Below are 21,380 nucleotides of genomic sequence, written 5' to 3' on the forward strand. Positions count from 1 at the left end.
TAAAAAGAGGTGAATTATGGAAACTAGAAAAAGAAAGATCGTTCAAATAGCCGAGTATGTATCGAGTGACAGTCAATCAAGAAAAGTTATTGCATTATGTGATGACGGGACACTATGGTTGTTTAAAGAGCAAGAATGGATAAAGTTCCCTGAAATACCACAACAAGATTTTTCAGATAAGGAGATTGAACTAGATAATATTGAAGCGGAAATCAAGAAGTATATGGCAATTGAAAGAACTGAAGGACTTACTACTGAAGGGCGAAGTACATTAGCAGAGCTAATTCAACACAAGATAAATTTGCTTAATAGCTTGAGAATTATATAGGAGAAACTAAATGGCTAATTTACAACAACTAATCAAAAACATTGAGCAATGGGCAGAAGAGCGAAATTTAATTAACGGCTCTACTCCACAAAAACAGTTTATTAAATTGATGGAAGAATTTGGTGAGCTTTGCGCCGGTGTGTCTAAAAATAAAGTAGATGTGGTGAAAGACAGTATTGGGGATTGTTTTGTGGTATCCATTATTTTATGTAAACAACTTGGACTTTCAAACTGTGTAAATTTCTATAATTCTGATGTAATCGATGAATACCACGATAGAAAATACGAAGATACATCAACTACAGAACAATTATTGGAAGCCATTCATAATTTAGGCGCAATATCAATCCCCATAAACCAAGGGTGGACCTTTCAAAAAGAGTGGCTTGAATTGTTTTTCATTAACCTAGTTATTATTTCATTATTTAACAATTTGAGCTTTAAGGACTGTGTTCAACATGCATACGACCAAATCAAAGACAGAAAGGGAAAAATGATTGATGGGGTGTTTGTGAAAGAGGGGGATTTTCGACCAGTGGGACGAAGTAAATTACTAGGGGCAAGCTATGGTAACAAATGAACAAGTGATGGAAAAATTAGTGGAGCTTGAAGGGTTAATTCTTGCTGTTCAGGCAAAAGAATCTAAAGGATTATGGGATATTCAAGATGTCGCCGATTACAGCGGTTTTAGTTACCGCCACACTTACGGCAATATTATTTCTGATCCGAAATTTCCCGCTCCTGTCAATTTGCAATCACGCACAGGGGGAAAATGTAAAACCCTTTTTGTGAAAGATGAAGTGATTGAATTTTTCGTAAAAAATAAAAAGAAAAAGCATAGAGTCTAAAGGGAAGGCATTGGAAACAATGCCTTTATTTTTTAATCAAGCATCTTGGCAATTTCTGACATATTAGGTGCATAATAGGTGTTAAGTAAGATTTTTAGATCACGATGACCGCTAATTTTTGCCAATGTCATCACTTCCACTTTTTTTGATAGACGGGTCAGAGCATCTCGTCTTGTATCGTGAAAATGTAAGTCAGCATCATTTAATCCCGCCTTTATTTTTAGCTTCCGAAACAAAGAACCCAGTACATTTACATTTAAACCAAAAACCGTTGATTCATCATCTCGTTGCATTCTCTCAATAATTTTAATTGCCTTCTGTGTAAGTGGCACTGTTCGGGAGTGACCGTTTTTAGTGAGAGGTAGAAAAGCCGTGCGAGCAGTTAGATTTACATTTTCCCACGTTAGTGAACATATTTCTCCGGCTCGCATAGCCGTTTCTAACGCAAATAAAAATGCAGCACCAACGGCGGCATATTTTGTTTTGGGTTCTTCATCAAAAGTAAACCCTGATGCTTCAACAAGCGCATTGATTTCTTGTTTTGTGTAGCAACGGGTGCGGGCTTTCGGTTGTTCGGGTTTATCTAAGCCATAAAGTGGATTTTTTTCAATATATCCCCATTTTACTGCTTGAGTTAATACGGCAGAAATTGCAATACGTTCACGTAGTACGCTTGCTGATGATACTTCAGATAGTCGTTTATTCTGCCATTCGCTTAAATCCTGTTGGCTTAACTCGTCCATTGCTACTTGCCCTAGTGAGGTATCGCAAATTCTAAATAGTCGTAGTTTTTCCTCACGTGCTCCGCGTTTTTTAACCGTATATTCTTTGATGTATCGGTCGATAACTTGAGAAAATGTTGTGTTTGCCAATGGGTTGTAGTTGGCTAACTCAATTTCTTTTTCTAGCGCAGCGGCCCATTTTTGGGCTTCTGATTTTGTTTCAAATTCAGCAGATTTACTTATGCCTTTTTTACGCACTTGCGCACGCCATTTATTGTTTCTTTTGGTAAAAGTTGCCATATTCAGTCTTCTATTTTTTTGGTGCAAAGTTTGGTGCAAAAGAATTGTAAAGCAGATCATAACAGATCATAAATAGTGATCGCTTATACATCAAATAACTGTATTTTAATACAGCAAATGACAAAATAGAAGTTATTTGTGGCGATGTAAGGTATTGAAAAATAAGGTGTATTTTAGAAAAGTAAAAACCCAATGCAAAGCATTGGGTTTTATGTTGTGGTGCTCTGGGCGAGACTTGAACTCGCACGACCTACGGTCACTACCCCCTCAAGATAGCGTGTCTACCAATTCCACCACCAGAGCGTTAAATTTTTTATCTGTTTTAATTATTGCGGGATATCGTTATTTTTATTTTCCACTGCAGGAACAGATTGTTGTTGCTGAACTTGTTCCGCTGTTTTTGATAAATCATCAAACGCACCTTTCTCTACATTACTACGATGAGAATTTAAATTTCCTAATACAAGTGCGATAACGAAAAATGCTGTTGCTAGGATAGCACTGGTACGGGTTAAAAAGTTACCAGCCCCCGCCGAACCAAACATTGTACCCGATGCACCGCCGCCAAAGGAAGCACCAGCATTTGCCCCTTTGCCTTGTTGAACGAGAATAAACCCGATCAAAGCAATTGCAACAACAACATAAATAAATAAAAGAACTTGATACATTTTTCCACTCTAAATTGCGGGTTACGCAAAAACTGGGGCGAATAATATAAACATTTCACCTTTTTGGCAAGTTATTTTTCCTATTTCTAATTTAATTGGCTCAAGTTTAAGCAATAGATTTCGCCATATAGAATCCATTTATTTTTAACCGCTCTTTTTTCGTGATTTTACTACTGTCTTTGGCATTTGATTGATCTTACTCAACTGCCGCAATCCATTAAGATCAACAAATCGCACCAAGTCCGGCAGCATCCGCTCCAGATCAGACATAAATTGTTGATAAGTGGCTTGTTTTTGGCTAATGTCGGTGAGTTGAGCCTCCCAATGTGCGGTCATATCCGGTTGAGTGGCTATATCCGGTAATGCGCCAATTAGAATCCGTCCCGTTTCCGTACTGTGAATATTTCGTCCTTTTTTCATTAAAAAGCCTCGTTGAAAAAGTAACTCAATAATCCCTGCTCGGGTTGCTTCCGTACCTAATCCATCAGTGGCACGCAGAATTTTTTTCAACTCTTTATCTTGCACAAAACGCGCAATTCCCGTCATGGCTGAAAGCAACGTTGCATCAGTAAAAGGTTTTGGCGGTTGCGTTTTTTTACTCAGGATTTCACCCCGTTCACAATGCAAAATCTGCCCTTTTTTCACAATCGGTAACAACGGCTCTTGGTTTTCCGTTTCATCTTCTTTACCGAGCAATTCTTTCCAACCTGCTTTTTGTAAATTTCGGGCTTGAGCAATAAATGTGCCGCCGGCAATGTTCAACGTTATTTTGCTTTTACGATATTCCGCATCAGGGCAAAATTGCATTAAATATTGACGAGCAATTAAGCCATAAATATTGCGTTCATCATCACTCAGTTTTACCACACGATTTTTAACGGTAGGAATAATCGCGTGGTGAGCCTCTACTTTTTTATCATTCCAACTACGATTACGCAGATTGACATCCACTACATTTGGCAAAGTTTGAAACGCCTCACAATGAACGGAAACAGCATTTAACACATTGTGCCGCTCGGCAAAATGCTCTTCTGGCAAATAGCGACTGTCAGAACGTGGATAAGTAATCAAACGATGAGTTTCATACAAGCGCTGACAGGTATCTAATACCGTTTGTGCTGACATACCGAATCGTTTTGCTGCATCAATCTGTAAAGCTGATAACGAATAAGGTAGAGGCGCAGCCTCTTTTTCCCGTACATCTTTATAATCCGTAACTTCAGCAGGCTGATCCGTAATGCGTTTTACGACATTTTCCGCCAAACCTTTAGAAAGTACACGCCCATCTTCATCTTGATAATCTTCACATGCCTTGCTCGGCTGCCATAATGCGCTAAAAAGTGCGGTCGATTTTTCCTGTGTTTTTTCAGTTTTGCCTTCAGGATTGATCCAAGCCAATACTTCGTAAAAATCTTTCGGCTGAAAATGCTCAATTTCAAGATCTCGGCGTACGATCAACCCTAATACGGGCGTCTGCACCCGTCCGACAGAAAGTACGCCTTTATACCCGACTTGCTGTCCTCGAATAGTGTAAGCCCGCGTCATATTAATACCATAAAGCCAATCGGCACGAGAACGAGCCAAAGCGGAGGTGGCAAGAGGAATAAAATTACGGTTCGGTTGTAATTTTTTAACGGCTTTTTCTACCGCACTTGGATTCAGATCGCTGATTAAACAACGTTGGATATTATTACGTTTTTCCGAACCTAAATTAACATAGCTAAATATCTCATCCACTAAAAGCTGCCCTTCTCGATCCGGGTCACCTGCATTGATCAGCTCATCTGCCAGATGAATAAGTTTTTCTACGATGGATAGCTGCTTCTTCACCGATTTTTTAGGCAACAGTTTCCACTTTTCAGGAATGATAGGTAAATGTTCTAAACGCCATTTTTGAAATTTGGGATCATAGACATCGGGTTCGGCTTGTTCTAATAAATGCCCAATACACCAGGTTACGACATCATTATCGCCACATTTAATAAAGCCATCGCCCCGCTGATGAGGCTTTGGCAATACATCGGCAATGGCTCGGGCCAAACTCGGTTTTTCGGCGATAAACAAACGCATAATGAAAACTAATCGATTTGGCGTCGTCCCAAAAAGGAATGAGTAAGTGTTGTACCGTCCACGGTTTCAAGCTCACCGCCTACCGGAATACCATGAGCAATGCGGCTCACCTTGATATTATGCAGATGACAAATTTCCGCAATATAATTTGCCGTAGCATCACCCTCTACGGTCGGATTGGTGGCAAGAATGACCTCATGAAACGATTCTTCCGCTAAACGTTTTTGTAATAAATCCAAACCGATTTCACGAGGACCAATGCCGTCAAGTGGAGATAAATGCCCCATCAATACAAAATAACGACCGGAAAATTGCCCTGTTTGTTCAATGGCTTGAATATCCGCCGGCATTTCCACCACACACAATAATCCTGAATTTTGACGACGCGGATTATTGCAAATATTACACACTTCTTCTTCCGTGAAATCACGACATTGTGAACAATGTCCAATTTTAGACATCGCTTCCGTTAGCGCACGAGCCAAATTCATTCCTCCACTACGATTGCGTTGCAGAAGATGATATGCCATACGCAGTGCCGATTTAGGGCCAACCCCCGGCAAACAACGAAGATTTTCAATGAGATGTTCTAAAAGCGGACTACTTTGCATAATGATAAATGATAAGGAAAGGTGAAATGGTATGTGAATAATGATATTCACATACCCTATGAATTAAAACGGAAACTTCATTCCTGGCGGTAATGGCATACCTGCGGTTACTGATGCCATTTTTTCTTTCTGCAATTCTTCCGCACGACGAACAGCATCATTAAATGCAGCGGCAATTAAATCCTCCAACATTTCCTTATCATCTTCCATTAAAGAAGGGTCAATATCAATGCGACGACAGTTATGCGCACCATTAATTGTGATTTTCACTAATCCTGCGCCCGATTCGCCGGTCACTTCAAGTTGTGCAATTTCTTCCTGCATTTTCTGCATTTTTTCTTGCATTTGTTGAGCTTGTTTCATCAAACCGCCCAAACCGCCTTTTCCAAACATGATGTTATCCTTTTAAGTCAAAAAATTAGGCGCATTCTAGCGAAAAAATTCGTCTTTGGGAACATGTTGTCTTATTTTCAATAAGCTAGGATAGTCGTTATACCCTATTTGGTAGTCACCCAGTGCAAAACGCCCTAGAAAATGACCAGTACTTTTACCTACATCTACCAGCCCCAAACAGTTACAAGCCGCTGCCACAATGTATTGACTATATTGATGAATATAGGTAACTAAATCAAACTAGAGATAAACTACTTCTACTACGACCAAATCAGTATACCACAGGACATAGCCGACAGTCAGAGCAAACAGATTTGAGCATGATGCTTGGAGATACCTCATTTACGACAGTAAATGTAAGACAAAAATCTCAACGCATCAAGCGTACCGATTACTATAATCAGTAAGTCTACTAACGGGGTTTTATAACAACATCCTGTGGTATTGGATGGTTTATGCACAAAACTCTATTTAGATTGGTTGTTGGAAAGTATTTATATCAGTTTGAGGGGACAGTACAAAAGAATATCGATCCTTCATGACTTAAAGAGGCAATGAATCTTACCGTTTTAAACATCAGTAATCTCGCATGATAAACGGAGAACTTTTGTAATGAGCTTCGCGGTTCAACCTTTGAAGAGTATTAACAATATAAAATTAGACGCTACCTAACTATCAGTGGCAAACTAAGTAGTAAATTTCTGGTATAAAAAGGAACTTGATGATACTATATTCTTGATTTTGTGGATATCTCAAATGGTGCCCGAAGCCAGACTTGAACTGGCACGCCTCGAAAGGCGAGGGATTTTAAATCCCTTGTGTCTACCGATTCCACCACTCGGGCGATGGAGCGGGAAACGAGGCTCGAACTCGCGACCCCGACCTTGGCAAGGTCGTGCTCTACCAACTGAGCTATTCCCGCATTTGTTGTCAGGACAACGGGGTGCATTTTACTGATTTATGAAATGCTGTCAAACAGAAATAGTAAAAAATAGATTGATTGCTTAAAAAAAACTCAAAAATAAAGTGCGGTATTATAAGACCGCACTTCTATGCTATTTCAAACTACTTATTCGGTGTTTTCATAAAGCGGAAGAAATCACTATCCGGCTTTAAGATCATCATATTATCCGGATTTGAAAAACTCTCTTCATAGGCTTTTAAGCTACGCACAAAACTAAAAAATTGTGGCTCTTGTGAAAATGCCTCAGAGTAAAGTTTTGCCGCTGCCGCGTCGCCCGAACCGCGCAACTCTTGCGCCGTTTTATTAGCATTTGCCAAAATCAATGTGACTTTACGATCGACGTCAGCTTGAATGAAAGCAGCTTTTTCTTTACCTTGTGAACGGTGTTCCCGTGCCACTGCATCACGCTCTGCCCGCATACGTTGATAAATCGAAGAAGAAACTTCGTCCGGTAAATTAATTTGTTTTACACGTACATCAACTACTTCAATCCCAAGTTCAGCCGTACTGTCCTGACCGGAATTCAGGGCTTTTTTTGCCCCTTCCATTAATTCGCCTCGGGTACCGGAAACAATGTCTTTAATTGTGCGCGAACCAATTTCAGAACGAAGACGATCATTTACTTTTCTGCTTAATAAACTTGCTGCTTGGCTGTAATCTCCACCACCGGTTGAGGTGTAAAAACGCCCGAAATCACTGATTTTCCATTTAACATAGGAATCCACCAACAAGTCTTTTTTCTCCACGGTGACAAAGCGTGTTGCAGAACCGTCTAAAGTGCGAATACGAGCATCCAACACCTTAATACTATCGATAAGCGGCAGTTTAAAATGTAAGCCCGGCTCATATACAACAACTCTATTATCCGAATCACGCTGCACTTTGTTAAACCGCAACATAATGCCTCGCGTACCTTCAGCGACAACAATAACACTTGAATAAATCACCGCAGCGATAACGAAAATAACGGGTAATAAAAATTTACGCATTAATTGAATCTCCCTTGGCGAATCGGTTCAACCATATTATTTTTGGAATTATTTGATTGATTTTCCGGTTGCATTAAAACAGGCATAGGATCAACCGCACTTTGTACTTTTGATTCAGTTCTTTTTCCCATAATTTGTTCAAGTGGTAACACCGTTAAATTATTACCGTTGTTTCCGTCCAACATAATTTTAGGTGTATTAGCCATCACTTTTTCCATGGTTTGAATATATAAACGCTCACGCAATAAATCAGGCGCGGCTTTAAATTCCGGCAATAAGCGTTGTAGTCGCTCTACTTCCCCTTTCGCATCTAACACAATACGATCTTTATAAGCCGTTGCCTCTTCTAAAATACGTTGTGCATCACCTCTTGCTATCGGCTCTCTTTCACGGGCATAAGCTTCCGCTTCACGAATAAAACGCTGCTCGTCTTCTTGTGCCTTAATTGCATCGTCAAAAGCATCTTTTACTTCTTCCGGCGGACGCGCAGATTGGAAGTTCACGTCAATGACATCAAGCCCCATATCATAAGGTTTGATAATTTCGTTTAAAGTTTTCCAAGTATTCTCACGCACCACGGCACGCCCCGTGGTAAGAATATCGTTCATTGTCATGTGACCGATCACATAGCGTAACGCACTATCTGTCGCTTGATTTAAGCTATCATCAGCATTTGTCACGCTAAAACGATATTTTGCCGGATCTTGCACACGGTACTGCACGGTCATTTCCACTTTTACCATGTTCTCATCTTGGGTTAACATCGCACCTTGGGTTTTCAATTCCTTCACTTGTTCCACATTGACCGGCAAGACTTTATCCACAAAAGTCGGTTTCCAGTTTAAACCGGGTTGAACAATAGAATGTAATTCGCCAAAACGCAACACAACGCCACGCTCGGCTTCTTTAATGGTATAGAAACCGCTTGCGCCCCAAACAATCGCACCTAATGCAACTGCAATCGGTAACACTTTACCCCAATTAAATGGAATAGAAGGCGGATTGTTAGAACTACTATTATTTTGACCGCCCTTTTTACCACCACCGAGTTTTTTCAGTAAATTATTAAAAATTTCTTCAATATCCGGTGGAGATTGATCTTGCTTTCCACGGTTTTGATTTGAATCCCATCCGTTATTTGATGAGTTTTCAGGTTTTTGCTCATTGCTTTGCCCCGGCTTGCCCCAAGGGTCTTGCCCTGAATTCTGCGACATGTCGTTTCATTCTCCATTTGTCAAAAAATTGTTACGAGTTTAGCGAAATAAATGGGGTTAGTCTATGAAAATACAAGGAATGCAAGCAATAAAAAATCCTTGAGTGGTTTCAAGGATTTTTTGCGCTAATTTACGTTATATCTAACAAGATGATTTGGCGTTCTTTTCACTAATTCTTCACCATTCCAATGGAAAAAGTGCGGTTGATTTTGGCGTTGATTGACAAAAAACGCTAAATAAAAAGGCAGTTCATCAGTAAAAAACAGTTCGCCCTGCGGACAATAATCCGAAAAAATTTTTAACTCATTGGGTAAATGACGCACTTCAGACAATTTCATAATGCCCACACCTTGGGATTTTAGTATGGCTTCACGCAAACACCAGCTACGATAAAACGCTCTTTCGCTGTCCGATTGTTGAGTAAACCACATAACTTCCTGTTCCGCTGCAAAATGTTTCATTAAGTCAAGGAAATGACGTTGTTTTGGAAATTCTATATCAATACCAACCACACTTTCCCTTTCCCCATTGTTCTCTAAAATAACCGCCACCCAATCTCCCGAATGGCTCATATTAAAATCAATGGTTTCATTAGAAAAATAAGGTCGCCCACTCTCTGTGCGTTCAATTTGTCCTAAAAGTGCGGTATTTTTTCCTGTCATTTTTAATAATTGCCAAAGTAAGAAATGTGCTAATCTCCGACATTGATGACGTTGCCACACTCGTGGATTGTCAGATTGAGGGGCAAGTAAATTTTCCGGCACCAGTTCAGACGGAATTTCACCAAAAGAGAAAGGCAGTTGAATATTGGCGTAAGCGATTAAGGTTGTCATAGCACAGTTGAAAAGTGAAAGTGCGGTCATATTTAACCGCACTTTTTTGTTATTTCAGTAAATAAGCACGTAATTGCGCAAAGTCATTTTCCATTTCATCGGAAAGTAGCGGTAACTTATTGTGCTTATCTAATGCTTCCGGGAGAGGTAATTCAAGGTTCAAAATTCTCTCAACGGACTCTTTAAATTTCGCCGGATGTGCCGTGCAAAGGAAAATACCTGTTTCATCGGCATTTAGTTGATCTTTTAACAGCTGATAAGCTATCGCACCGTGCGGTTCACAAATATACCCCTCTGTATGCAATGCTTTTAAGGTTTCTTCCGTTTGCTCATCGGTAAGCATACCTGAACCTAAATCGGTTAGTTCCCAACCATTACGCTTGAATAATTCTTCCACACGCGGCCAGTTATTCGGACGGCTAACATCCATTGCATTAGAGAGTGTTGCCACAGTCTCATTCGGTTCCCACTTGCCTGATTGTAAATAACGCGGCACGGTATCATTAGCGTTGGTTGACGCAATAAAGCGCTTAATTGGTAAACCTAAGGCTTTGGCAATTAATCCTGCCGTTAAATTACCAAAATTCCCACTTGGTACAGAAACAACTACATTATTGCGTTTTTCTTTTGGTAATTGAGCAAGCGCTTCAAAATAATAACAAATTTGTGCAAGTAAACGGCTAATATTAATGGAGTTGGCGGAGTTTAACCCTATCGCTTCACGCAGTTCCGCATCATCAAAGGCTTGCTTAACCAATGCCTGACAGGCATCGAAATCACTATTAATAGCAACAGTGCGAATATTACCGCCAAGGGTACAGAATAATTTTTCTTGCAGTGGGCTTATTTTACCTTTCGGATATAAAATCACTACATTAATATTTTCTAAACCATAAAAGGCATGAGCCACCGCTGCGCCGGTATCCCCTGAAGTAGCCGTTAAAATGGTAATTTTGCCGTCACCACGCACATTAGCAAGTGCTTGGGCCATAAAACGTCCACCGAAATCCTTAAAAGCAAGGGTCGGCCCGTGGAATAATTCTAAGGCATAAATGTTATCTTCTACCTTTTCTAAAGGTGCCGGAAAGGTAAAGGCATTTTTGACCATCGCATTGAGCGTCTCCGTTGGAATTTCCGTGCCGATCATGGCGGAAAGTATTTTTTGGCTACGTTCAACCAATGGCAAATCTAATAATTCATTGATGTTATTTAATGTTGGAATGATTTCCGGAAAAAATAAGCCCTGATTTGTTCCAAGCCCCTGACGAACAGCCTGAGCGAAACTAACCCGTTCCTCCGGGTGTTTGATGTTATATAAATTCATTGTTAAACCGTTTATAAATGATAAATAAAATAGATTAAACGTTATCTTGTTTTGAAATTAAACCTCTGTTTTCTTTACATTAGGCTAAATTTCTTACCCCTTGATTATCCACTTTGCAAATATGTACAAAACCTTCGTTATTTTGTAAATAATGGTTTTCTAGATAAGTTGCAAGTTTCGTCGCTGTCTGTAAATCCGAGCCGATAGAAAAAATAGTTGGCCCCGATCCTGAAATTCCCGTCACTAATGCCCCTAAATCACGTGTAGCCTGTTTCACTTCTGCAAAATTAGGTAACAAGGATTCACGATAAGGTTCAGCGATGACGTCTTTCATCATAATCGCAGCAAGATTTTCTTGTTGCGTGTGGCAGGCATGCACAAAACCACCCAAATGACGACCATGATCGATCACATTTTGTCGGGTATAACTTTTCGGCAGGATTGCCCGAGCTTCAGCAGTAGAAACTTCAATTCCAGGATAAGCCAATACCCAATACCAATGATCGAAAAACGGCAGTGTTTGGCAAATATTACCGAGCGACTGCACCATAAACTGTACACCGCCAAGATAGCAAGGTGCAACATTATCGTAGTGCACAGAACCGGAAATTCGCCCTTCTAACTCGCCCATCATTTCAAGTAATTCCATTTTAGAAAAGGGGTCATGATGAAACTGATTTAATGCGACTAATGCCGCAACAATGGAACAAGCACTTGAACCTAAGCCTGAGCCAATCGGCATATTTTTTTCGAGCGTTAAACGTAGCGGTTTCACTTGAGTTCCACGTAATTTCAAGCGTTCACTAAACAGTACATAGGCTTGATAGACGATATTCTTTTGCGGTTCTTTCGGTAATTTACGGACAAAATAGCCCGCACTTTCCAATTCAAAACCGCTTGCAATTTCTTCAATTTGAACAACATCACCTAATAATGAACCGTCAATGGGGGAAATCGCCGCCCCCAATGTATCGAAGCCTACACTAATGTTTGCGCTGGATGCCGGTGCATAAATTCTTAACATTGTGGCTCCTTGTTAATGTTGTAATGTTCTTAAAATATCGGCAAAAATACCTGCTGCGGTAACCGCATTGCCTGCACCATAGCCACGTAATAACAACGGAATCGGTTGATAATAGCGGGTATAGAAAGCAAGGGCATTTTCACCGTCCTTCACCTTGTAAAGCGGATTGTTTTGATCTACTGCCACAATCGAAACTTTACATTTTCCTCCATTGATTTGCCCCACATAACGTAATACTTTACCCTCTGATTTTGCTGCTTCTACACGAGCGTTAAAATCAGCATCAAGCTGTGGCAGCATAGCCATAAATTCATCGGTGGATTTACCTTCCGCAAAACTTTTCGGTAATACGCCTTCTACTTCGACATCGGAAAGCTCCAATTCCAATCCGGCTTCACGGGCTAAAATTAATAATTTGCGGGCCACATCTTGACCGGATAAATCATCACGCGGATCAGGTTCGGTAAAACCTTTTTCGCGGGCAAGTGCGGTCACTTTTGACAACGAAATACCTTCTTCCAATTTACCGAAAATAAAGGAAAGCGAACCGGATAAAATCCCTTCAAAACGTTCCAATTCATCACCGGCAGCCAATAAATTTTGTAAATTTTCAATCACAGGTAAACCCGCCCCTACGTTTGTTTCATAGAGGAATTTATGCTGACCGACCTGAGCGCTCTTGCGTAGCTCGTGATAGTATGCCAATTCACGCGTATTCGCTTTTTTATTTGGTGTTACTACGTGGAAACCTTCTCTTAAAGCACGTGCATAAAGACCTGCCACAGATTCCGCCGAAGTGCAATCCACAAACACCGGATTGACCACGTGATGTAATTTAATGAAAGAAAGTAATACATCAAAATCGGAAGGCTGTGTTGCATTTTCAAGATCAGTTTTCCAATTATCCAAATTCAAGCCATTTTCATTAAGCAGCATTTTATTAGAGTTTGCAATGGCACAAACACGAATTTCAATATCCTTCTTTGCCAAATATTCCTTCTGGCGTTTTACTTGTTCAATTAATTCGCTGCCTACACCGCCTACCCCGACTAAAAACATATCCACAACTTTCTTATTGTTAAAAAGGGCTTGGTGGGTAGCTTTGACTGCTTCAATTGCTTTATTTTGTGGCACCACCGCAGAGATAGAGCGTTCACTAGAACCTTGCGCAATCGCAACAATATTAATATTTGCTTGAGCTAATGCCGAGAAGAAACGGGCAGCAATACCTTTCGCTTGCTTCATGCCATCTCCTACGACAGAAATGATAGACATATCTTTAATCACCTCAATCGGCTCTAATTGATTAGCTTTCAGCTCACTCGTAAACTCACTCTCAAGTGCTAAGAGTGCCGCCTCGGCAGATTTTACCGGCACACAAAAACTAATACTGTATTCAGAGGAAGACTGAGTGATGAGAATTACTGAAATGCCGGCTCCTGACATAACAGAGAAGATTCGAGATGCCATGCCAACCATACCTTGCATTCCCGGTCCGGAAACATTGAACATAGCCAAATTATCCAAGTTGGTGATGCCTTTAACCTGTAACCCCTCGGATTTTTCATTACCGTCAATAATTGATCCCGGTGCAGACGGATTACCGGTATTCTTAATGACACAAGGAATATTTTTTGGCAACAATGGACCAATGGTTCTAGGGTGAATCACTTTAGCACCAAAATAAGAAAGCTCCATTGCTTCTCGATAAGATAGAGTTGGTAACAAACGAGCATCAGGCACTAAACGAGGATCACAAGTATAAACGCCATCAACATCCGTCCAAATTTCACATACGCTTGCACCTAAGCAGGCAGCTAAACAGGCGGCAGAATAATCAGATCCGTTACGTCCCAAAAGTACTAATTCGCCTTTTTCATTACCTGCGGTGAAACCTGCCATTAATACGACTTTATCTTTTGCAATGTTTGCCGCATCCACACGTTTGGTCGATTCGGCAATTTCAACAGAAGACTCTAAATAGCCGCCCTTAGCTAATAATTGTTTTACCGGATCAACAATATGAACGCCATAACCACGCGCTTCAAACCAAGCTTTCATCATAGCAATTGAAAGTTTTTCGCCACGACAATCAATCGTCGCTTTTACCGCATCTTCTACTTTGCCCGCTTGGCGAATTCCTTCCAATAGCCCCTTAATTTGAGCAAATTCCGCCTCAATTAAAGCTTTCATACCCTCTAAATCAAATTGATTATTTTCAGCATGCAGCCCATTAATAATATTATGGAAAATTTCAAGAGCCTCATTGAAATGCGTATCGGTAGGTTGGTTTAAAGCAGCTTTTTCGGAAAGAGCAACAAGATGATTGGTGATTTTAGCGGGGGCAGATAAAACACCGGCAGCCTGCTCAGCTAAATGAGCCTGTTCAATAAGTTTTGCGGCTTGGGAAAAACGTTCCGGATTCGCAAGGGAAGTGCCACCAAATTTGAGTACACGCATAATTGATTCTCCTAGAAATATTTTTATTTAAACTGATAAAAAAACCCGCATTCAGCAGAATTGCGGGCTTTCAATACTCTGTTTTTCATGCACTAACCCGCTCCATTAAACATCGTAATGGTCATCATAATAATGGTAATAGAAAAAGTGCGGTTAATTTTCACAGTGTTTTTATCTTTCAAAAACGAGCGCACTAAGAAATACCGAAATTTCATAAAGTTGTCAAACATAAAATAACAATTTAGCTGAAATTTTCTCAACTCATTAAATTTCGTGTAAACTAACCGCACTTTGAATAAGGAGAATTCAATGGATATTCAACATAACTTACAACGTATTCAGCAAAGTATTCATACTGCGTGTGAACAAGCCGAGCGACCTTTAAATGAGGTAAAACTACTGGCTGTTTCCAAAACCAAACCTGTTTCTAATATTCTAGCCGCCTATCAAGCAGGACAAATCGCTTTTGGTGAAAATTATGTGCAAGAAGGGGTGGAAAAAATTCAATATTTTGAACAACAAAAAATCAAACTTGAGTGGCATTTTATCGGGCCTTTGCAATCCAATAAAAGCCGTTTGGTAGCAGAGCATTTCGATTGGATGCAAACTCTTGATCGAGTAAAAATTGCCGAACGCTTGAATGAACAAAGACCCATAAATAAAGCCCCGCTAAATGTGCTGATTCAAATTAATATCAGTGATGAAGCAAGCAAATCCGGTATTCAGCCCGAAACACTGTTCGACCTTGCAAAACAGGTCGAAAATCTACCGCACTTATGTTTACGCGGTTTAATGGCAATTCCTGCCCCAACAGCAAATACTGCCGAGCAAGAAAATGTCTTTAAAAAAATGGCGGAGTTATTTGAACAACTCAAACAAGCCTTTCCAAATCAGCCAATTGATACACTTTCAATGGGAATGACAGATGATATGCCGATCGCCATAAAATGTGGTTCAACCATGGTTAGAATTGGTACGGCTATTTTTGGTGCTAGAGATTATTCACACAAATAATTTATATCAATAAATCCGCACGTAAAACGTACGGATTATTTTTTTGGGCTAAAACTCTCATTCTTTAATTTCATATGTATAAATGTATAAAGAACATTTTTTCTACATATAACAAAAAACCCCTGAACCGCTCGATTCAGGGGGATTGTATAGTATACACCCGGCAGTGCCCTACTCTCACATGGGGATACCCCACACTACCATCGGCATTACAGCATTTCACTTCTGAGTTCGGGATGGATTCAGGTGGAACCACTGCACTCTCGCCGCCGGGATAATTCTTCGATAACTTCTTCTCTTCAAGTTTTATCTTGTTCTATCTTTTTATCTCGTTTTATCTCTTTTATCTTTTTCATCTGTTCTATCGGATACAAGCTGATGACTGATTACGGTATACTTTAATTCGTTGTACTTCACATTAACCGCCCAAAAACACTTGAGCGTTGTATAGTTAAGCCCCTCGGGCAATTAGTATGGGTTAGCTCAATGTATCACTACACTTACACACCCCACCTATCTACGTCGTCGTCTCCAACAACCCTTACAGACTCTAAGTCTGGGAGAACTCATCTTGAGGCAAGTTTCGTGCTTAGATGCTTTCAGCACTTATCTCTTCCGCACTTAGCTACTCGGCAATGCGTCTGGCGACACAACCGAAACACCAGTGGTGCGTCCACTCCGGTCCTCTCGTACTAGGAGCAGCCCCCCTCAATTCTCCTACGCCCACGGCAGATAGGGACCGAACTGTCTCACGACGTTCTAAACCCAGCTCGCGTACCACTTTAAATGGCGAACAGCCATACCCTTGGGACCTACTTCAGCCCCAGGATGTGATGAGCCGACATCGAGGTGCCAAACACCGCCGTCGATATGAACTCTTGGGCGGTATCAGCCTGTTATCCCCGGAGTACCTTTTATCCGTTGAGCGATGGCCCTTCCATTCAGAACCACCGGATCACTATGACCTACTTTCGTACCTGCTCGACTTGTCCGTCTCGCAGTTAAGCTTGCTTATACCATTGCACTAACCTGACGATGTCCGACCGTCATTAGCAAACCTTCGTGCTCCTCCGTTACTCTTTGGGAGGAGACCGCCCCAGTCAAACTACCCACCAGACACTGTCCGAGACCGCGTTCCGCAATCTTCGTTAGAACACCAAACGTTAAAGGGTGGTATTTCAAGGACGCCTCCACAATCACTGGCGTGACCGCTTCAAAGGCTCCCACCTATCCTACACATCAAAATTCAATGTTCAGTGTCAAGCTATAGTAAAGGTTCACGGGGTCTTTCCGTCTAGCCGCGGGTACACCGCATCTTCACGGCGATTTCAATTTCACTGAGTCTCGGGTGGAGACAGCCTGGCCATCATTATGCCATTCGTGCAGGTCGGAACTTACCCGACAAGGAATTTCGCTACCTTAGGACCGTTATAGTTACGGCCGCCGTTTACTGGGGCTTCGATCAGGAGCTTCTCTTTCGATTACACCATCAATTAACCTTCCAGCACCGGGCAGGCATCACACCCTATACGTCCACTTTCGTGTTTGCAGAGTGCTGTGTTTTTAATAAACAGTTGCAGCCAGCTGGTATCTTCGACCGGTTCACCCTTCACCCGCTAGGGGCTACAAGCTACGCCGGCGCACCTTCTCCCGAAGTTACGGTGCTATTTTGCCTAGTTCCTTCACCCGAGTTCTCTCAAGCGCCTGAGTATTCTCTACCTGACCACCTGTGTCGGTTTTCAGTACGGTTTAATAAAGCCTGAAGCTTAGTGGCTTTTCCTGGAAGTGTGGTATCAGTTACTTCAGCCCCTTGAGGCCTCGTCATCATTTCTCGGTGTTAATAAGCGCCCGGATTTGCCTAAGCACCCCACCTACCAACTTAAACGTGCATATCCAACAGCACGCTAACCTAACCTGCTCCGTCCCCACATCGCAGCTTTACCAAGTACGGGAATATTAACCCGTTTCCCATCGACTACGCTTTTCAGCCTCGCCTTAGGGGCCGACTCACCCTGCCCCGATTAACGTTGGACAGGAAACCTTGGTCTTCCGGCGAACGGGTTTTTCACCCGTTTTATCGTTACTTATGTCAGCATTCGCACTTGTGATACGTCCAGCATACCTCCCGATACACCTTCATCCGCTTACACAACGCTCCCCTACCCAACAGGATTAATCCTGATGCCGCAGCTTCGGTGCTATGTTTGAGCCCCGTTACATCTTCCGCGCAGGCCGACTCGACTAGTGAGCTATTACGCTTTCTTTAAATGGTGGCTGCTTCTAAGCCAACATCCTAGCTGTCTAAGCCTTCCCACTTCGTTTCCCACTTAACATACACTTTGGGACCTTAGCTGGCGGTCTGGGTTGTTTCCCTCTCCACGACGGACGTTAGCACCCGCCGTGTGTCTCCTGAGTATCACTCTTCGGTATTCGCAGTTTGCATCGGGTTGGTAAGCCGGGATGGCCCCCTAGCCGAAACAGTGCTCTACCCCCGAAGGTGTCCGCTCAAGGCTCTACCTAAATAGATTTCGGGGAGAACCAGCTATCTCCCGGTTTGATTGGCCTTTCACCCCCAGCCACAAGTCATCCGCTAATTTTTCAACATTAGTCGGTTCGGTCCTCCAGTTAGTGTTACCCAACCTTCAACCTGCCCATGGCTAGATCACCGGGTTTCGGGTCTATACCTTGCAACTAATCGCCCAGTTAAGACTCGGTTTCCCTTCGGCTTCCCTATTCGGTTAACCTTGCTACAAAATATAAGTCGCTGACCCATTATACAAAAGGTACGCAGTCACCCTTTCAGGCTCCCACTGCTTGTACGTACAAGGTTTCAGGTTCTATTTCACTCCCCTCGCCGGGGTTCTTTTCGCCTTTCCTTCACAGTACTGGTTCACTATCGGTCAATCAGGAGTATTTAGCCTTGGAGGATGGTCCCCCCCTCTTCAGACAGGATATCACGTGTCCCGCCCTACTTATCGTAAGCTTAGTACCATCAACATGTTTTAAGATACGGGACTATCACCCCCTACGGTTGAGCTTCCCAACTCATTCTCCTAACACGCTCACTATCACTTACCGGCTCTTCCGCCTTCGCTCGCCGCTACTCACGGAATCTCGGTTGATTTCTTTTCCTCGGGGTACTTAGATGTTTCAGTTCTCCCGGTTTGCTTTTCATTACTATGAATTCATAATGAAATGATGGATTCTTCATCCATCGGGTTTCCCCATTCGGATATCTTGGATTAAACGCTTCTTATCAACTCATCCAAGCTTTTCGCAGATTAGCACGTCCTTCATCGCCTCTGATTGCCAAGGCATCCACCTTGTACGCTTAGTCACTTAACTATACAACCTCAAATGTTTTCAGCCTGCCTACTCAGTCAGGCCTACATCTTGAAGCGAATCTTTAATTCAACTAAACACTTGACTGCCTTTCTCCAGTCAAGATTTTTCTACTCAGACTTCCTCTATTCCTTTTGGAACTTAAAAGTCTCTTCAGTTTTCAGCTTGTTTCCAATTTTTTAAAGAACAGAAGATAATTCGTTAAAGTTATCTTTCATTGGCGTCCCCACGGGGATTCGAACCCCGGTTACCGCCGTGAAAGGGCGATGTCCTAGGCCTCTAGACGATGGGGACAACAATAAAAGATACCCTTTTACTTATCTTTACGCAGACTATTTGAGTCAATTAGATGTTGCTCTTAAGTCACGGACTCTTCACTACGTTGTTTACAACATATCAGCCAATCTGTGTGGACACTTACTATAGCTCGTTCGGTAAGGAGGTGATCCAACCGCAGGTTCCCCTACGGTTACCTTGTTACGACTTCACCCCAGTCATGAATCATACCGTGGTAAACGCCCCCCTTACGGTTAAGCTATCTACTTCTGGTACAACCCACTCCCATGGTGTGACGGGCGGTGTGTACAAGGCCCGGGAACGTATTCACCGCGACATTCTGATTCGCGATTACTAGCGATTCCGACTTCATGGAGTCGAGTTGCAGACTCCAATCCGGACTTAGACGTACTTTGTGAGATTCGCTCCACATCGCTGCTTCGCTTCCCTCTGTATACGCCATTGTAGCACGTGTGTAGCCCTACTCGTAAGGGCCATGATGACTTGACGTCATCCCCACCTTCCTCCGGTTTATCACCGGCAGTCTCCTTTGAGTTCCCGACCGTATCGCTGGCAACAAAGGATAAGGGTTGCGCTCGTTGCGGGACTTAACCCAACATTTCACAACACGAGCTGACGACAGCCATGCAGCACCTGTCTCAAAGCTCCCGAAGGCACTCCCGTATCTCTACAGGATTCTCTGGATGTCAAGAGTAGGTAAGGTTCTTCGCGTTGCATCGAATTAAACCACATGCTCCACCGCTTGTGCGGGCCCCCGTCAATTCATTTGAGTTTTAACCTTGCGGCCGTACTCCCCAGGCGGTCGATTTATCACGTTAGCTACGGGCGTCAGAGTTAAACCCCAACCCCCAAATCGACAGCGTTTACAGCGTGGACTACCAGGGTATCTAATCCTGTTTGCTCCCCACGCTTTCGCACATGAGCGTCAGTACATTCCCAAGGGGCTGCCTTCGCCTTCGGTATTCCTCCACATCTCTACGCATTTCACCGCTACACGTGGAATTCTACCCCTCCCTAAAGTACTCTAGATTCCCAGTCTGAAATGCAATTCCCAGGTTAAGCCCAGGGCTTTCACACCTCACTTAAAAATCCGCCTGCGTGCCCTTTACGCCCAGTTATTCCGATTAACGCTCGCACCCTCCGTATTACCGCGGCTGCTGGCACGGAGTTAGCCGGTGCTTCTTCTGTGACTAACGTCAATCAGCTTGGCTATTAACCAAACTGCCTTCCTCATCACCGAAAGAACTTTACAACCCGAAGGCCTTCTTCATTCACGCGGCATGGCTGCGTCAGGGTTCCCCCCATTGCGCAATATTCCCCACTGCTGCCTCCCGTAGGAGTCCGGGCCGTGTCTCAGTCCCGGTGTGGCTGGTCATCCTCTCAGACCAGCTAGAGATCGACGGCTTGGTGAGCCATTACCCCACCAACTACCTAATCCCACTTGGGCTCATCTTATGGCAAGAGCAAACGCCCCCTTTAGTCCAAAGACTTTACGCGGTATTAGCTGCAGTTTCCCGCAGTTATCCCCCTCCATAAGCCAGATTCCCAAGCATTACTCACCCGTCCGCCACTCGTCAGCAAAGAAAGCAAGCTTCCTTCCTGCTACCGTTCGACTTGCATGTGTTAAGCCTGCCGCCAGCGTTCAATCTGAGCCATGATCAAACTCTTCAATTCAAAGTTCAATCGCTCAATAAACTGCTTAGCTATTAATAAACACTACTATAAAAGTAATAATGAATTTCTAGTTTAAGCACCTATTAAGACTTCAAAATTAAAAATATTTTCAACAAGTCTATTAACAAGTGCCCACACAGATTGTCTGATTCGTTGTTAAAGAGCAAAAAATAACGACGCACCGGCAAATCTTCTTACTTCACAACAGCGCGTCGTTGTGTGGTGCGCATTATAGGGAAATTCAAAATCAATGCAAGCACTTTTTTACAAAAAAATTTAAAAAAGTTTAGTTTGCCGAAAAATCA

Annotated in this window: 15 protein-coding genes, 4 tRNA genes and 3 rRNA genes; 4 read left to right on the forward strand and 18 right to left on the reverse strand. The window is 42.4% G+C overall.

Annotated features, from left to right (window positions below; translation table 11 throughout):
* Positions 1–16 precede the first annotated feature (16 nt).
* Genes PNEUHYL_RS02750 through PNEUHYL_RS02760 form a run of 3 tightly spaced genes read left to right on the forward strand, consistent with a single transcriptional unit; the run spans position 17 to position 1,176 of the window.
* Positions 17–328: a hypothetical protein gene (locus tag PNEUHYL_RS02750; RefSeq protein ID WP_059365753.1), complete on the forward strand. Its 312-nt coding sequence runs from the start codon at positions 17–19 to the stop codon at positions 326–328.
* 10 nt (positions 329–338) lie between these two features.
* Complete coding sequence (locus PNEUHYL_RS02755; RefSeq protein WP_059365754.1) at positions 339–908, forward strand: MazG-like family protein; 570 nt, start codon at positions 339–341, stop codon at positions 906–908.
* Positions 895–1,176: a helix-turn-helix transcriptional regulator gene (locus PNEUHYL_RS02760; RefSeq protein WP_059365755.1), complete on the forward strand. Its 282-nt coding sequence runs from the start codon at positions 895–897 to the stop codon at positions 1,174–1,176. The genes PNEUHYL_RS02755 and PNEUHYL_RS02760 overlap by 14 nt, the downstream gene beginning before the upstream one ends.
* A 32-nt stretch (positions 1,177–1,208) precedes the next feature.
* On the opposite strand, the gene PNEUHYL_RS02765 is transcribed toward PNEUHYL_RS02760, so the two are convergent.
* From PNEUHYL_RS02765 to thrA, 14 genes are all read right to left on the reverse strand, one after another.
* Positions 1,209–2,198, reverse strand: coding sequence for a tyrosine-type recombinase/integrase (locus PNEUHYL_RS02765; protein WP_059365756.1), 990 nt, complete (start codon positions 2,196–2,198; stop codon positions 1,209–1,211).
* 217 nt (positions 2,199–2,415) lie between these two features.
* Positions 2,416–2,501, reverse strand: a tRNA-Leu gene (locus tag PNEUHYL_RS02770).
* A gap of 23 nt (positions 2,502–2,524) precedes the next feature.
* Complete coding sequence (secG, locus tag PNEUHYL_RS02775; protein ID WP_059365757.1) at positions 2,525–2,866, reverse strand: preprotein translocase subunit SecG; 342 nt, start codon at positions 2,864–2,866, stop codon at positions 2,525–2,527.
* Between the two features lie 144 nt (positions 2,867–3,010).
* A complete protein-coding gene (locus tag PNEUHYL_RS02780; RefSeq protein ID WP_059365758.1) occupies positions 3,011–4,936 on the reverse strand; it encodes a DNA topoisomerase III in 1,926 nt (641 codons plus the stop codon).
* 8 nt (positions 4,937–4,944) lie between these two features.
* Positions 4,945–5,547 carry a recombination mediator RecR gene (recR, locus tag PNEUHYL_RS02785; protein WP_059368803.1) on the reverse strand — a complete coding sequence of 201 codons (603 nt, stop codon included), beginning with the start codon at positions 5,545–5,547 and terminating at the stop codon, positions 4,945–4,947.
* A gap of 63 nt (positions 5,548–5,610) precedes the next feature.
* Entirely contained in the window at positions 5,611–5,940 is a 330-nt protein-coding gene (locus PNEUHYL_RS02790; protein ID WP_005629464.1) for a YbaB/EbfC family nucleoid-associated protein, read from the reverse strand.
* A 757-nt stretch (positions 5,941–6,697) separates the two neighbouring features.
* Positions 6,698–6,784: transfer RNA gene (locus PNEUHYL_RS02795), tRNA-Leu, on the reverse strand.
* A 2-nt stretch (positions 6,785–6,786) separates the two neighbouring features.
* Positions 6,787–6,862 (reverse strand) — tRNA-Gly (locus tag PNEUHYL_RS02800).
* A gap of 143 nt (positions 6,863–7,005) precedes the next feature.
* Positions 7,006–7,893, reverse strand: coding sequence for a protease modulator HflC (hflC, locus tag PNEUHYL_RS02805; RefSeq protein ID WP_059365759.1), 888 nt, complete (start codon positions 7,891–7,893; stop codon positions 7,006–7,008).
* Positions 7,893–9,107: an FtsH protease activity modulator HflK gene (gene hflK / locus PNEUHYL_RS02810; protein WP_059365760.1), complete on the reverse strand. Its 1,215-nt coding sequence runs from the start codon at positions 9,105–9,107 to the stop codon at positions 7,893–7,895. Before hflK ends, hflC begins: the two co-directional genes overlap by 1 nt.
* 125 nt (positions 9,108–9,232) lie before the next feature.
* Positions 9,233–9,940, reverse strand: a complete 708-nt coding sequence (locus PNEUHYL_RS02815) for a 4'-phosphopantetheinyl transferase family protein (RefSeq protein WP_059368804.1) — start codon at positions 9,938–9,940, stop codon at positions 9,233–9,235.
* A gap of 49 nt (positions 9,941–9,989) precedes the next feature.
* Positions 9,990–11,264 carry a threonine synthase gene (thrC, locus tag PNEUHYL_RS02820; RefSeq protein ID WP_059365761.1) on the reverse strand — a complete coding sequence of 425 codons (1,275 nt, stop codon included), beginning with the start codon at positions 11,262–11,264 and terminating at the stop codon, positions 9,990–9,992.
* A 79-nt stretch (positions 11,265–11,343) separates the two neighbouring features.
* Positions 11,344–12,288, reverse strand: a complete 945-nt coding sequence (thrB, locus tag PNEUHYL_RS02825; protein ID WP_059365762.1) for a homoserine kinase — start codon at positions 12,286–12,288, stop codon at positions 11,344–11,346.
* Between the two features lie 12 nt (positions 12,289–12,300).
* Positions 12,301–14,748, reverse strand: coding sequence for a bifunctional aspartate kinase/homoserine dehydrogenase I (gene thrA / locus PNEUHYL_RS02830; protein WP_059365763.1), 2,448 nt, complete (start codon positions 14,746–14,748; stop codon positions 12,301–12,303).
* 309 nt (positions 14,749–15,057) lie between these two features.
* On the opposite strand from thrA, the gene PNEUHYL_RS02835 reads away from it, so the two are divergent.
* Positions 15,058–15,762, forward strand: coding sequence for a YggS family pyridoxal phosphate-dependent enzyme (locus tag PNEUHYL_RS02835; RefSeq protein ID WP_059365764.1), 705 nt, complete (start codon positions 15,058–15,060; stop codon positions 15,760–15,762).
* 158 nt (positions 15,763–15,920) lie between these two features.
* Here PNEUHYL_RS02835 and rrf read toward each other — a convergent pair.
* From rrf to PNEUHYL_RS02855, 4 genes are all read right to left on the reverse strand, one after another.
* Positions 15,921–16,036, reverse strand: a 5S ribosomal RNA gene (gene rrf / locus PNEUHYL_RS02840).
* A 173-nt stretch (positions 16,037–16,209) separates the two neighbouring features.
* Positions 16,210–19,107, reverse strand: a 23S ribosomal RNA gene (locus PNEUHYL_RS02845).
* Positions 19,108–19,322: 215 nt separating this feature from the next.
* A tRNA-Glu gene (locus PNEUHYL_RS02850) sits at positions 19,323–19,398 on the reverse strand.
* 141 nt (positions 19,399–19,539) lie between these two features.
* Positions 19,540–21,075, reverse strand: a 16S ribosomal RNA gene (locus tag PNEUHYL_RS02855).
* Together the 16S, 23S and 5S rRNA genes with 1 tRNA gene alongside form the textbook arrangement of a ribosomal RNA operon.
* Between the last annotated feature and the right edge of the window lie 305 nt (positions 21,076–21,380).

This window comes from Rodentibacter caecimuris, from assembly GCF_001019715.1.
GTDB classification, from domain to species: Bacteria; Pseudomonadota; Gammaproteobacteria; order Enterobacterales; family Pasteurellaceae; genus Rodentibacter; species Rodentibacter caecimuris.